At 64.4% G+C, this 13,355-nt stretch carries 14 protein-coding genes; 9 read left to right on the forward strand and 5 right to left on the reverse strand.

Annotation, left to right across the window (positions count from 1 at the left end):
- The first annotated feature begins 397 nt into the window (after positions 1-397).
- From NVU01S_RS43180 to NVU01S_RS05150, 3 genes are all read left to right on the forward strand, one after another.
- Entirely contained in the window at positions 398-856 is a 459-nt protein-coding gene (locus NVU01S_RS43180) for a hypothetical protein (RefSeq protein ID WP_156161799.1), read from the forward strand.
- A gap of 632 nt (positions 857-1,488) precedes the next feature.
- Positions 1,489-2,442: a DUF6301 family protein gene (locus tag NVU01S_RS44455; RefSeq protein WP_052281064.1), complete on the forward strand. Its 954-nt coding sequence runs from the start codon at positions 1,489-1,491 to the stop codon at positions 2,440-2,442.
- A gap of 42 nt (positions 2,443-2,484) precedes the next feature.
- The gene (locus NVU01S_RS05150) at positions 2,485-2,715 is read left to right on the forward strand and encodes a hypothetical protein (protein ID WP_043677426.1); all 231 of its coding nucleotides are present in this window, start codon (positions 2,485-2,487) and stop codon (positions 2,713-2,715) included.
- Between the two features lie 18 nt (positions 2,716-2,733).
- Here NVU01S_RS05150 and NVU01S_RS05155 read toward each other — a convergent pair whose 3' ends face one another.
- The gene (locus tag NVU01S_RS05155) at positions 2,734-3,867 is read right to left on the reverse strand and encodes a hypothetical protein (RefSeq protein WP_156522219.1); all 1,134 of its coding nucleotides are present in this window, start codon (positions 3,865-3,867) and stop codon (positions 2,734-2,736) included.
- 173 nt (positions 3,868-4,040) lie between these two features.
- On the reverse strand, positions 4,041-4,532 hold the full coding sequence (locus NVU01S_RS05160) for a DUF4254 domain-containing protein (RefSeq protein ID WP_082032275.1): 492 nt from the start codon (positions 4,530-4,532) through the stop codon (positions 4,041-4,043).
- 311 nt (positions 4,533-4,843) lie between these two features.
- Here NVU01S_RS05160 and NVU01S_RS05165 point away from each other — a divergent pair, with 311 nt between their 5' ends.
- From NVU01S_RS05165 to NVU01S_RS05185, 5 genes are all read left to right on the forward strand, one after another.
- Positions 4,844-5,731, forward strand: coding sequence for a helix-turn-helix domain-containing protein (locus tag NVU01S_RS05165; protein ID WP_043677431.1), 888 nt, complete (start codon positions 4,844-4,846; stop codon positions 5,729-5,731).
- A gap of 224 nt (positions 5,732-5,955) precedes the next feature.
- A complete protein-coding gene (locus NVU01S_RS05170) occupies positions 5,956-6,528 on the forward strand; it encodes a DUF3558 domain-containing protein (protein WP_043677433.1) in 573 nt (190 codons plus the stop codon).
- Between the two features lie 37 nt (positions 6,529-6,565).
- Positions 6,566-7,042 carry a hypothetical protein gene (locus NVU01S_RS05175; protein WP_043677435.1) on the forward strand — a complete coding sequence of 159 codons (477 nt, stop codon included), beginning with the start codon at positions 6,566-6,568 and terminating at the stop codon, positions 7,040-7,042.
- The gene (locus tag NVU01S_RS05180) at positions 7,039-8,250 is read left to right on the forward strand and encodes a WXG100 family type VII secretion target (protein ID WP_043677438.1); all 1,212 of its coding nucleotides are present in this window, start codon (positions 7,039-7,041) and stop codon (positions 8,248-8,250) included. Before NVU01S_RS05175 ends, NVU01S_RS05180 begins: the two co-directional genes overlap by 4 nt.
- Positions 8,251-8,333: 83 nt before the next feature.
- Positions 8,334-9,107: an ESX secretion-associated protein EspG gene (locus tag NVU01S_RS05185; RefSeq protein ID WP_043677441.1), complete on the forward strand. Its 774-nt coding sequence runs from the start codon at positions 8,334-8,336 to the stop codon at positions 9,105-9,107.
- Positions 9,108-9,112: 5 nt separating this feature from the next.
- Here NVU01S_RS05185 and NVU01S_RS05190 read toward each other — a convergent pair whose 3' ends face one another.
- The gene (locus NVU01S_RS05190) at positions 9,113-10,153 is read right to left on the reverse strand and encodes a DMT family transporter (RefSeq protein ID WP_043677444.1); all 1,041 of its coding nucleotides are present in this window, start codon (positions 10,151-10,153) and stop codon (positions 9,113-9,115) included.
- Positions 10,154-10,874: 721 nt separating this feature from the next.
- Here NVU01S_RS05190 and NVU01S_RS05195 point away from each other — a divergent pair.
- Positions 10,875-12,044 carry a helix-turn-helix domain-containing protein gene (locus NVU01S_RS05195; RefSeq protein ID WP_043677446.1) on the forward strand — a complete coding sequence of 390 codons (1,170 nt, stop codon included), beginning with the start codon at positions 10,875-10,877 and terminating at the stop codon, positions 12,042-12,044.
- Positions 12,045-12,064: 20 nt separating this feature from the next.
- Here the strand turns inward: NVU01S_RS05195 and NVU01S_RS05200 are convergent, their stop codons facing one another.
- Entirely contained in the window at positions 12,065-12,766 is a 702-nt protein-coding gene (locus tag NVU01S_RS05200; RefSeq protein WP_082032277.1) for a histidine phosphatase family protein, read from the reverse strand.
- A 379-nt stretch (positions 12,767-13,145) separates the two neighbouring features.
- On the reverse strand, positions 13,146-13,355 hold the full coding sequence (locus NVU01S_RS42285) for a hypothetical protein (RefSeq protein WP_081868749.1): 210 nt from the start codon (positions 13,353-13,355) through the stop codon (positions 13,146-13,148).

The raw sequence follows: 13,355 nt of genomic DNA on the forward strand, positions 1-13,355 counted from the left end.
TCACCTTACCGCAACACCCGAGACTTGTAGGAGGGCGAAACCCGGGGAGTCACCGAGTTCCGGCGTCGACCCCGAACTCTCGACTCATTCAGTCAGCCGGGTAATTGCAGCGATAGACAGCCGAGCCGACACCACTCGCGGGTGCTTCACACGCAGTTTGCGAAAACTGTTACGCACCAGGGGCAGATGGTCGAAGACCTGAGAAACGCACGAGAAGCGGTCGCGCGTTGCGCGCCTAGCCACCAGTATCTAATTCGAGAAGGGAGATCGAATAGTGAGCAATCCTTTTGGGGGACAACAGCAATGGGCCAACGGCCCCGGAGGATGTCCGCCGAGCCAGGGTGGACAACCCTAGCATGGACGTCCACCGCACCCGCCCGGCTACGTGCCGTCGCCGATGCCCGACCCGGCGTCGTTCGTACCGGAACCGGGATCCACCGGCATCATTGTGCACACCTCATGCAAGCCGAGGTTTCTGGTCCAGGCGCTGACGCGTCCGGTGATTCATCTGAACGGGCATCCGGTGCCGGAGAATGGTTGGGGGACAATCCATATACCGGTCACTCCGGGCCAACATCACCTTCAGATCGCGACCGGCTCTTTCCCGAAATGGTGGCCCTTCGGCGGATTCCGCGACAGCGGCACACCGACGGCGGGAGCCGCTGAAGCCGTCATCCCAGTCGTAGAGGGTTGCAGCACTCCCGTCTTCTACCGCACCCCGATGATCAACAGGTTCATCGGCAGCATCGGCCCCGTCCCGCAGAAGTCCCGCGGCATGCTCTGGGCCTACTTCATCTGGGCTCTATGCGCCGTATTCGTCTTCTTCATGCTGTACGCCCTTATCGCCCCGAAGTGACCGTCGAACACGACCCATCGTCTCAATAGCGTTGCGCTACAATCAGGTTCGCAAGTTTCCGATCGAGGTCGACGGCGCCCTCGAACACTCTGAGTTCAGCGATCTACAGTTCGATGCCTCGCGCACGAAGTTCGTCCACCACTCCCCAGCTGTCCCGCCTGCACACCGAGGCATTGAGCTCGAGGTCGAGTAGCAGTAGCTCCCCGATGAATTTTGGCGTATTCCAGAAGATTTCGAATAAGGACCAGGAACGCGAATAATGGGTGCTCCCAGGATGCCGTCAAGGGATGCGGCAACGTCAGCAAATCGTCCGCCAGCAGCCTCCGCGACGACGGCCCGGCAAGGTCAGTGAGATGCAGCGTAACCTGATCTATCTTTTCATCCATGACCTGGAAGCGAGCGAACGGCTTCTGGAGTCGGGCTTTCGTCAGCATAACGATAGTGCTTGCCGTTCCCCCGATCGTGATCGAACCCGACCCGACCGCACGGCATGAGGCTAATAGTCGCTGGAAAGCACCCGGCACGGAGTCGATTCGACGCCGACTTCGCACACGGTACGACCGCCGGCGTCCAGGCCGACGAATACATGGCGTCCACGATGAGACCGTGGCACTTCAGGAGCAGGGGTTGATATGACCGGGTGGGCGGAGTTCACCGAGGGTCTCGTTGAGCACTTGGCCACGCTGCCGGTCGGCGTCGTTGTCATCATCAGTGAGGACGAGGCGCACCAGGAACGGTGCCGGTCCGCTCAGTTCCGCCAGCTCGATGACATGATTTGGGCGGAGTTGGTGGGTGATAGTTGGTTGGAACCCGAGTTTCGTGCTGGTACGAGGGGACGTCTTATCGGCGAGGCCGGTTGGCGGCAGCCGGATGCCGATCATTGTGACAACTGGTGGTTCGAACTGCCTTGGCCGGCCGGGTCGAGCGACTACGAACGTCTCGCGGCCAGGATCACGACCGGGCTGCGCGATGGGTTCGGGATACCGGAGCCGGGAAAGCTGATCTACCGGACGTGGAACGAGCGTGCCGGCAATCGCAAAGTCGAATTGCCGCTTCTCGGCGTAGCTTACGGTGAACCGAGCGTGGCCGACGCGGATGCGAGTACCGATACTGGCCCCTACGAGCAGCGCGTGATGGGTGATGACGACATCGTCGATCTGGCGAACAAGCTGTATTCGTTGCAATGGCCGTGGCGGATGGACTACCTCGTCATACTGCTGGACGTGTTCAGATGGCAGGAGCCGATGATCAGATCGCCGGACTGGGTTCGGTTCGATGCCGGACTGGGTTCCGGTACCTGTGACGTGATCGGCCGGGCTGGGGACGCAGAGCGCATCGAGGTTGCGGTGACCACGCTCTTCCCCGACGACGCGGAGGGCTGGGCGGGTATCGATGACGCGTTCGCCCGGATGAGTTCCACGCTGATTGCGGCTATCGGTGAGCCCACCGCCCGGATAGACGGCGAATTTCCGGAAATCCGTTGGGGTGGTGTGGAAAACACGTTGCGGCTGACCAACCTGGCGGTGATGGTCCACCTGGACCTGGTGACCAATGAATGGCTGGCGGAATTCGACGTGGCACACTGAAGGCGGGCGGTTGCGGGCTCGCAGTCGAAATCACTTGGGGGAATGATGGCTTTGTATGCGGAGATCCGGAAGGTCAACGAAGACAACCAGTTTGTTCGTTACGCCTATGTCGATGCGGGCGGCACGGAGCAGACGGTGTTGCTGAACAAGACAGCGGAGACGATTTCGCTGGAGAGTGGTGTCGAGAACATGCTCTCTCGCGCAGTGGCGCGGAAGATCGCCTCGGCTTGGTTGAGCGGATCGGTGCCGGAGCGCATGATCGTCCAGTCCTGACCCTTACGCCCGCGTCACCTAGGGCACCGAGCGGAGGACCGCGGGGACTACTTGGGCGGTTTGGGCGCAGGCGTCGAACGGGAAGGGTGGGCTGGCGGGGGCGATGTTCATCGATACGTGGATGAGGTGGGCATTGTTGGCGGTGGGTGGGTCGGCGCGACGGTAGTTGAGGGTGATTGCGCAGCTGGTGTTTTGGCGGGTGGGGTCGGTGGATTGGACGGTGCGCAGTTCGGTGCCGGTGAGACCGTCGAGGGTGAGGTGGCGGCCGTACTGGATGGATTGGCCGCCGTCGACGCCGGACGGAAGCCGCAGGACCTCGCCGGTTTTCACCATTTGCTCGTTGTTTTGTTCGAACGAGACCTCGACGGTCACGCGGTGCGAACCACCCGGCTGGACGATGGTGATCGCGCACTTGTAGGCCTTGCTCCAGCCGACCGAGGTCATTTTCCAGCCGAGGAACTGCGCGCTGATCTGGGGTTCGGCGGCGCACGGATCACGTTGCGCCAGTGACCTTCCGGTCGGTTCGGGGATGGGGTGGGGTGGCAGAGCGAGGAGACCATCGAGGGTGGCGGCGAGATAGCCCTTGGTGAACTGGCAGGGTTGCGACCAGGGGACGGGCGTCTTTTTCGAGCCGGTGACCTTGGCGACGGTGACCGTGTGCGCGAAACCCGTGTCGTCGGCCGGGATGCGGTAGTCACAGCGGTACGCGTCGGGCCTGCTGTCGTCGCTGACCGCGCTGCGGTAGACGGTGCGGCCGTTGATCAACTCGGGCTTGTCCAGCGCCTGTTTGTCGGCGGTGTAGAGCTTGTCGAGGTCTACGTTGAAGTAGTAGATCGCGTCCGGATCGTCGGCCGCGGTGATCGACATGCCGCAGCCGGTCCAACTGCCGCTGCGCTCCCAGCCGGGGGCGCGGTCGAAATTCTGGAATGTGCCGAGGCGTTGGGCGATATCGCGATTCAACAGCGTGCACGCGTCGGTGGCTCGTATTCGCGCCATGAGATCGCCGGTACCTGGTGCGATAGCGGCTAATTCGGCCGAGCCGGGAATACCCGACGAGGCCTTCGCGGCTTTCGGAGCGCTGACTTCCACGCTGGTTTGTACGGCGTCTCCCGTGGTGATGGTGCCGCAGCTGCACAGCGCGGTGACAACCATGCCTATCACCGCCACGGTCGACCATTGCCGTCTGCCGCCCACGATCACCGGCAACTCCCTCGGCTTATCGAACGATCTCCGGCAGGTTAACCGACCGGAAGACGCCGCTCTATCGGTTCACGAATACCCGACACTGCCAACCCGAATCGTTACCGTGCGAATACAATTCATGATCAGGATCCGCTCGGCAGGCGACGCCGCCCGGTCGCGAGTTCGGCCACGAGATCTTCGTAGCCGACCGCCAACTCGGCCAGCCGCTCCCACGCGAACCAGATGTCCCAGTCGGATTCGGCGGCCAGCGCGGCTTCGGCGCAGGCGGTGAGCCGGGCCAGCCGGTCGAGTACCGCGCCGAACGTCTCGGTGTGCAGGAAGGCGCCGCCGTGCGCGATCGGTAGCCGCGGCGCGACCCACCGGTCGATAGTGCGGACCTGCTGAGCACGGTATTCATCGATCTCCCCGGTGATTCGGCGTGCCAAGATCAATCTACGCCGATGCAGCGCGGTCAACTCGCCGGCGGCGCGCAACAATGGATGACCGCTGCTCGCGGAATCCCGACAAGCTTGCAGCACTTCACTTCTCGTGGGCAGCGGGCAATTCCCCAGTTGGCTCCCCAGTTGCGCGCCCGAGCCGTCGGTCGCCACGGCCGCGTTTCTCACCTCGCTCATCGCAGTGTCCTCGCCGCTACGCAGGCACAACGGAGGCCGGCTCGCGCCGGGTCGTACACGGTCAACGTCAACTCCCCCGATCGGTCGCTTGGTGCGCCCGGTCGGTGTGGACCTGGACCCGTTGTCGCCGATAAGGTTTCAGGACTTCGATGACACGGACCGGGGCGCGCGTTCAGTAGAGCACCGGGGATTGATCGGCGGGAACGTCTCGACAGCGAGGCGCGGAGAAAATTCACAGGGTTCCAGGATTCCCGTCCTAGAGGTTCCAGTTGCACACCTGGCCAATAGTGAGCCTTACGAAGGGAACTGTCGTGACCCCCATCGGATCCACCCTGTCCCGCCGCATTCTGGCACGTCAATTGCGCGAGCTCCGCGAAAAGGCAGGCGTCACCGCCGAATACGCCCGAAAGTCGATCGGTGTCGCAAAACAAACGCTCTGGCGGATGGAGACCGGGCAGCCGGTGCGGTTGAATCCATTGTTCGTCGAGCGACTGTGCCACGTGTACGGAGCCGACGATGACCTCACCGGGATGCTGCTGGAGCTCACCGGAGAAACCCGGCGCAGCGAATGGTGGCATGCCTACGGCGACGACGTCCCGAAGCATTTCGCCACGTTCCTCGGCCTGGAAGAGGCAGCGACGCGGACGATTTCCTACCACGCGACATTGATCCCCGGACTGCTGCGAACCGCGGACTACCATCGCGCGCTGCTCTGGGCCGGCTCGCCCGGGTTGGCCGAAGAAGCGGTCGAACGGCAGATCGAACTGCTCGGCCGCCGGAAGTTCCGGCTGACCAACCCCGCCGACCCGTTGCGCGTCGAGGTGATCGTGGACGAGTGCAGTCTGCGGCGCCCGATCGGCGGCCGGACCGTGATGTCGGCTCAGCTGCGGCACCTCGCCCGGGTCGGACACCTACGCAACGTGTCGATCCGGGTGATTCCGCTCGACACCGTCTACGGCGGACTGGCCGTCGGCCCCTTCGTGATCCTCGAATTCCCCAACCACCCAACAGCGCATCTCACCGAACCGCCGGTCGTCTACCTGCAAGGGCACCTCGACGCGCAGTACCTCGAAGCCGACGATGTGCGGCGATACCAGCAGACCTACGACGGCCTGCGGCGGGCCGCGCTCGACGAAAGGCGCAGCCGGACACTCATCAAATCGATCGTGCAATCGAGCGTGGCGGAGTATGCGACCTGAAAGTTGCCCCGGGCCGAGCAGGAGTACCGGAGCCGCACGACCGCGGCAATCCGGACTCCTGCTGCTCAACGCCCCGGAAGCGGGTGCCAAAAGGCTGCCGACCTGCGCTGGGACGCTTGCACGCAGGGAGACGCAGTGGGTAGCGTCAGGGAGAGCTGACAGGGGGCGGAGAAGCCGGTCCGACCCCGCGCGATCCGAATCGGCACCGGCGGGCGAAGGATCTGATGACGCGCAGGTCGAAGTCTTGGAGGGTGGGGGTCCTCGTGCTGGGTGCGGTGGTTGTGGTGGGGGGATGTGGGCCTTCGGAGGATGGGGCGGAGAAGACGACGGGGCCGTCGACGGGTGGAACGTCTCTCGCCCCGGATGTTCCGTCTGGATTCGATCCATGCAAAGACATCCCGCAAAGCGTGCTGGATTCCGAGAAGCTGCGCCAACAGGGTGAAGCAAACTCGAATGCTTCAGGGGGCATCAAATGGCGCGGTTGCCGTTACGGACGCACTGACGGATACTTTGTTAGCATCAGGACAACAAATATAACTGTGGAAATGACGCGAGAGAAGAAATTTCCGGAGGCCACTGAATTCACTGTGAGCGGACGAGAAGCGATATCGACGCGGCAGTTCGATGGCCCATATATCAAAGAAGCGTGCACCGTGAATGTCGAGATGAAGCGCGGCAGTCTCGATTTCAACCTCAGCAATCCGCCATCGAATCGCGACACTGGAAGTACCGATGCGTGCCAGCTCGCCCGGACCCTGGCCGAGAAGGTCGCGGCGGCCATCCCGGCGGGCGCGTAGACACTGACCGGATCGGCTCGTTGGGAGGGAAGCAGGTATGAGCGATGACAGCGAACAGCCTCGACCGATGGCGAACATCCTTACCGAGGCCAATGAGGGACGGCTCGCCATCGAGCTGAAGGTGGAGGACTTCGTATACATCGATCGTGACTGCGACTATTTCAAGAATGCGATCCGAATGATCCAGTCGATCATGCTCGATGTCGCAAACCAGGATTTCTGGGGCCTCGGCGAAGAGAACGACAAGATGGTGTCAGCACGAACGCTGGTCCAGCGTTTTCAGAAGAAGGCAGACGGGGCAGCAGACGGCAACAGCGTCTACGCGATCATGGAGCAGCACTACAAAATCGTTGACGACATCCAGGAAGTCCACCGAGTCGTCCGAGAGCGAATGATGCAGGCGGACAGCGCATTCGCACAGGAGTTCACTCACCTGAACGAAACTCTGCCGCAACGTCCACCAGCGCAACTCCCCGCTGGCCCATACCTCCTTCCTGATGGGACCGGTCGATGAGCGGATACGAGCCGACACAGATTCCCGGTGGCGGCGAGCATACGGACAGTTGGGACCATCCGGAGATCAAGGACGCTTTCGAGCCGTTGGACACCACGAGCGCGATAGAGCAGGCGGAGAAGTACTGGCAGGTGCACCAACTGTGGGAGCAGGGTGTCGAGACCTTCGCACGCTCGATTCAAACCTCGATCGCACAAGCTTGGTCCGGCCCCGCCGCGGAGAAGTCGAAGGAATCGATCGCGAACTACACCAGTGATGCGCAGACGCTGACGCCTGCCCTAGCCGAACTGCATACCCGGGTTCGCGACGCTGCGACGGCGATCGTGAACACCAAGAAGGCGATTCCGGATCCGGTGATCATCACCTGGACCTCGTGGGGTTGGCCTCCGCGCCGCTGGGATCTGCAGCGGGAGCAGTCCGAGGAGACGCAAAAGGCCCGGGAGGCAATGGATCAGCACTATGTGAAGCCGTTCAGTCAAATGGACGGCAAGATCCCTGTGCTGCCCACCCCCACCAGCCCCACTAAGGCGGTCGACATCCCGGCCCCTCCCCCCGGCGGCTACAACGCCGAGAACACGAGCAGCGGGCAACCGTCTCAATCCAAAACTCCTGGTACTGATCCTGGTTCGACGAACTCCGCGGTTCCTGGCGATACGAACGGTGACGGGAAACCCGACGAGCCGGGAACTACCGAGCAGCAGACCGATCCGGCGAAGACCGGGGAGCAGACGAACCCGGCTTCGACCACTAACCCGAGCAGCACGCAGGCACCGTCGAGCACCGCCCCGACGACGCAGAGTCCGAGCACCACCACGGACCCGGCGAAGACCGTCCCGACAAGCACCGGCACGCCGTACACCCCGGGCACACCCGGCTCCCCCGGCAGCCCACGCACTTCGGTCAGCCCCGGCAGCCCCGGCTCCCCGAGCACCGCACCCCAACCAGGCCGCAGCATCCCCGGCACCGGCGTCCCCACCATCCCCGGCACCTCGCCCACCCCGGCCGCCGCGGCAGCGACCGCGGCGCGCGGAGCGGCAGGCGCGTCCGGCATGGGTGTGCCGGGTGCGGGCGCTCGCGGCAAATCCGAGGACGACGCGGAGCACAAGATCCCCGACTATCTGATCACGCAGGAGAACACCGACGAACTACTCGGCGAGTTGCCGAAGACGGTGCCCGGTGGCGTGATCGGTGGCGATATCCCCACCTGACGGACGTCGCACGAGGGTGGTTGCGGCCCGCGCGGGCTTTCCCGCGGGCGAGATCGAGCTAGGCGAAGGAGACCGGAGCAAGCATGGCTGAGTGGAGTTGGGAGCCGGACGATTTCGCGTCGCTCTGGTACTCCGAGGCACATGACCGGTTGCCCAGCCCGCTGCGCTACACCAGCCGGTTCGCCCTGCGGGACGATTTCGCGGCGCACCGGCGCGCGGTCCGCGAACGCTACTCGGCCGACGAGCTGGAGGAGATCCAGCTGGCATTGCACACGTTGAGCAGCTCGGAGCTGCGGATCGAAATCCTCGGTGGCACAAGCCGACACAAGAACAGCACCGGGCCGGGGGATTTCCGGGAGTATCGGATCATCGGCGCGCGCAATTCGTATCGCGCGGTCACGTTGATGCAGGCGGGGACGGAAACCGAGCACGGTCCGATCCGCGTGCGCATGTTCCGTCCGGAGACCTTGCCCGCCCGTGTGGTTCAGTCGATCCCGTCGTGCGCGCCGGGCAGCGCCCCACCGGCCACGTTCCATCCGGACGATATCGGCCGGCGCCGCAACGGCTACTTCGAGGATGTCGCCCGCCAAACGCCGCGGGAGCAGTACCAGCGTCTGCTCGGGCGTCCCGCCGACGGTGGCGGAACCGCGGTCCTCGTCGCCGCGCCCTGGCACACCAGTGCCGAGCCGTGGCAGGTCGTGCAGTGGCACGACATCACCGACGACGGCCGCTACACCGAAACCCGCGGCTCGCACATCGCGGTCCGACCGGCGACCCCGGCGGACCTCACCGCACAGTTCACCACCTGGATCGAGCGGTCCCTCCAGCGTTTGGCGGAGGCGAACGACGCCTGGTAGCAACCTCAGCGCTGTTCCGAATCCGCGCCGGATCCCGGCAACACGGGTCCGACGACACCGGCATACTGCGGCAACTCGTCGTCGCGCAGCGGTTCCGGACGGTTCGGCAAAGGAATCCACTGCACCGGATCCGGCGGTTCGAGCTCCCGCTGTTCCACTTGGACCGACTCGCTGCGTTGCGCGTCGGCGGGTGCGCGCCCGTCGGCGATATTGAGCCCCACCGCGCACAGGACGATCAGCACCCCGCCCGCGATCCCGGCCCAGGTCGGCACCTGGCCGAAGAAGATCAACCCGAACAGCAGGCCCCACACGCATTCCAGGGTCAGCAGGTTGCCGCCCTGCACCGGATCCACCCGCTCGAAGGCGTAGTTCATCAGGAAGACGTTCAGCACGCTGAGCCCGCCCGCGATCCCGATCGCGGTCCACAGCATCGCCGGGGAAACATCCGACGGCAGCCGCGGCAGACCTTCCCATTGGCACAATGAGGTCAATGCGACACCCAGCGCACCGACACCGACGGTCAACGCGGTGATCTCGTAGTTGTTCAGGGTTCCGCTGTGCCAATCCCGGCCCAGATAGCTCAGCGAAATCGCGACCATCGCGACCAGGGCGATCACGTCGCCTTGTTTGCCGGAGCCCCAGCTCATGCCGAAGCCGGACAGGATCGCGACCCCGATCGCGGACCCGCTGACGAAGAACACCCGGACCGCGGTCACGGGCACTCGGCGCAACACCAATCCGAGTGCCGCGACCAGCGGTAGCGCGGCGATGAACGAGATGTTGCCGACGGTCGTCATCGTCGCCGCCTTCGCGAACAACGTCGTCCCGAAGACATAGAGCAGGACGGTGCGCACCACGATCACCGACCATTCCCGGGCACCTGCGTGGAGTATCACCCGCCATCGGATCCAGCGGCCGAAAACGACCGCCGCGATCCCGAATGCGACACCGGCGCGTAGGTAAACTTGTTGGGCGACAGTGAAACCGGTGTCGAGATACCGCGAGAACACGGTGAGCATGGCGAACGACGCGGTCAGCAAGATCAACGCACCGATACCACGCAGGTCGATAAGTGTTCTGCGTTGTGCGAGCGCGGTGCCGTTGATGCGCTGAGCCTACCCAGCGCGACGCACCGCCAGTTCCGTACTGACGGGTATTTTTCAGGTGTCGCTCACGTGTGAGCAGGCACCTCAGGTTGTCAGGGGACTAGACGGATCCCTCCATGACATGGTGGCTGCGGACATGCTTTCGGTCGGCGGCACAGTGGCATCGACGACCCCGCGCCAGCCAGCCTGCCACCACCCACGCCGCGGCCAATACCGTGACGCTCAATGTATTGAGTGCCGCCGCACAGGCGACAAAGGCCGCCAACGCGGTCACAACGGTCCCAACAGCGGTCAGCACGTGCGCGATCTGCGTGACGAATGACGAGTGCTCATCCTCACCGGCTTGGCACGGGCTCGCCGGGACCCCACCGACGATTCTGATTCTTTTCATGCGCAACAGCGTGCCGCCGCCGCCCCGACCAGGCCAGAGACACCGCCCCGCTTGCACGTATCGCGCGCAGAACTGCCAGAAAGTGGACGTTGGACCAGCTCAGGGATACCGTCGAAAGCGCGGATGTTGCCGAGGCCAGCGCACGTCCGCTCAGTGCATAGCCAGTCATCTGGAGCAGGGGTGAGCAGTCAGCACAGCATTGCGTGCGGGCGCCGTGTCGTACGCGAATTCGAAGCCGCTGGGTCTTCGACCTGGGAGACGGTCCATGCCGTGCGCGCGCATTGCGGGGTGTCGTTGCTGCGCGCGCATCGCATCGCCTATGGATTCACGCTTGTCGACGTCGCGCAGCAATTGCAAGAACTCGTCAAAACCGAATCACCGTGTCGCGGGTTGTCCCATCAGAGTGTGTCCCGCTGGGAGACTGGGCTGGACATGCCGTCGTATCAGTTCCTCGACGCGCTCTGCCGGCTGTACCGCACTCGGCCGGACCGGCTCGGTTTCGGCCACGACTACACCGACGACGAACCCGAGCGGCGAATCGTGTTGCCCGCGATGGTGCGGGGCGGGCCGACGGCGTGGGAGATCCTGCGCGCCTTGGAATCCAGCCTCGAGCTCTGCGGGTATCTGGTCTATGTACTGCCACCCTCGGAGTACATTCCGGCGCGCATGCGGGATCTGGCGCAGGTCCAGCAGTTGCAGCTGACCGACCACTCGGCCGACATGCACCGGCGGCTGCATCGGATCGAGGCAATTCTGGCCGGGCTCATCGCCTTTCGGATGAACGACGTCGCCGACCTGCACGACACGTTCATGTGGTTCTACAAGGCGCGCCGCGCCGCCCGCCTGGCCGGTGACCGGGAAGTGGAGGCATGGCTGCACGGACATATGGCGCACACACACGAGTGTTACCGCCACGCACTCGATCAGGGCTTGGCCATGGCGCGCGCCGCGCAGGCCGCCGGCGGCGCGAACCCGGATTCGGCCATGGTCTTCGGGTTGCTCGCCGAGGCGGGAATCCAGGCCCGGATCGGCCGTCGCCGCGAGGCGATCGAAGGGGTGCAGGCCGCCGACCGGATGTTCGCGAGCCTGCCGTCCGACGTGAAATCCGATGACAACCTGGGTATTTCGGAATACATCCTGCGCTGGCACCAGTCGCACGCGTTGAGTTCGATCGGCGATTGGCGCGCGGCGGAGGAACTGCGGCAGCGGATGCTCAGCCTGCCGATGGCCGACAAGGACCAAGTCGGTCGCTCGCTGCTGGACCTGGACATGGCGGCGATGCGCACCCGGCAGGGCGACCCGGAACACGCCCGCGCGCTGATCCGGCAGGTCTGGCAGACGCTGCCCGCGGAACTGCGGGTCGGCCAGGTGCGCCGTCACATCTCGCAGCAGATCGTCGCGCTACCCGCGCCGATGCGAAACAATTTGCTGGAGCCATGATTTCGGCGTATCCGCGCAATTCACGCCGACGGTAGGTGCCCACGCTCATCGTAGGATTCCAGACGATAACCGTCCGATATCCGGCGCCAGGTCGTGAGTGACCCATTGCCTGCGAGCCCCTCGGCGGTTATTGCCAAAATTGCTGTGTCGTCGAGGTTTTCGAGTATTTGACGCAGGTACAGCACAACCGCGTCGTGCGCCACGATCAACACCCGGCGGTGCTGCCGATCGGCTTCGAGATCAGCCACCACGCCGCGTAGCCGCGCCGCGACATCGCGGAACGATTCCCCGTCCGGGGGCCGATACCCGAGCGGATCGCGCGCTTCTTTCGCGGCCTCTTCCGGGAAGCGTTCCCGCACAGCGGCAGACGGTAGCGGTGTGAGCTGACCGCGATGCCTGTCATACAGGCTCGGATGAACCTGATAACACGGCAAAGGTATTGCCGCAGAACGCAATTCCGCCTCAGCCAGCTGCCAGGTCCGGACCGCGCGCAGGTATGGGGAACACAACACCAGCTCGGGTCGCTCGTCGGGCGCCATGGCCACCAGTCGCCGTCCGACGGCCGTGGCCTGCCGCTGCCCGAGCGCGGTCAGGCCGATCGCCATATCGTCGGTCTCGCGGTACGCCCCGGCTACCGCAGCGACATTCGCCGTGCTCTGCCCGTGTCGTACCGCGTACAGCAAATCGACCCGCCCACCGTCTTTTCGGTGCCCACAGTCCACCGCACTCCCCCATTCCGTAGGTGTCCCACGCTACTGCGCGGCCGCCGCACGCACACCGGCCTCCCCTCCGGTCGCGACACAGCGAGACGTGCGAGGCATCGATGTCGCTGGCCCGTGCTGCGCCGTGAAGCGTTGCGACGCAGGCGAAATGACGTGATCGGCGGCCGAGACGAGCTACCACCCGGGCGTGCCCGACCACGACGGTACGCCGGACGACGCGAGGTCGGCCGCGGTCGGGAGGGAGTGCTGGTGCGCAATCATGTCGGCCGCACTGACGGGGCCGACATCAATGAACAGCCGGGCGCGATGACGGGCCCCGAGATCGAGTCGATGATGCGCTGCACGCACCGGCTTGGCCGACCCGACCGGGCCCGAACTTTTAGTCGCAGACCCTGGCTTGTTTGCCCGCTAGGGCGTCCAAGCCGAGCATCGCCAATAGGGATTGGCAATCATCGGCATTCTGTGAATAACTGGCGACCGTGCGGGCGGCCACTGCGCTCTGTCGCGCATTTTCGGCCTTTTCCGCTGCCCGCGCCTCGGCGAATTCGCCCGGTTCATGGATGAGGGTGATGTGTCGTGCCGGGGACAT

It is taken from the genome of Nocardia vulneris (genome assembly GCF_001613425.1).
In the GTDB taxonomy this organism is placed as follows: Bacteria; Actinomycetota; Actinomycetes; order Mycobacteriales; family Mycobacteriaceae; genus Nocardia; species Nocardia vulneris.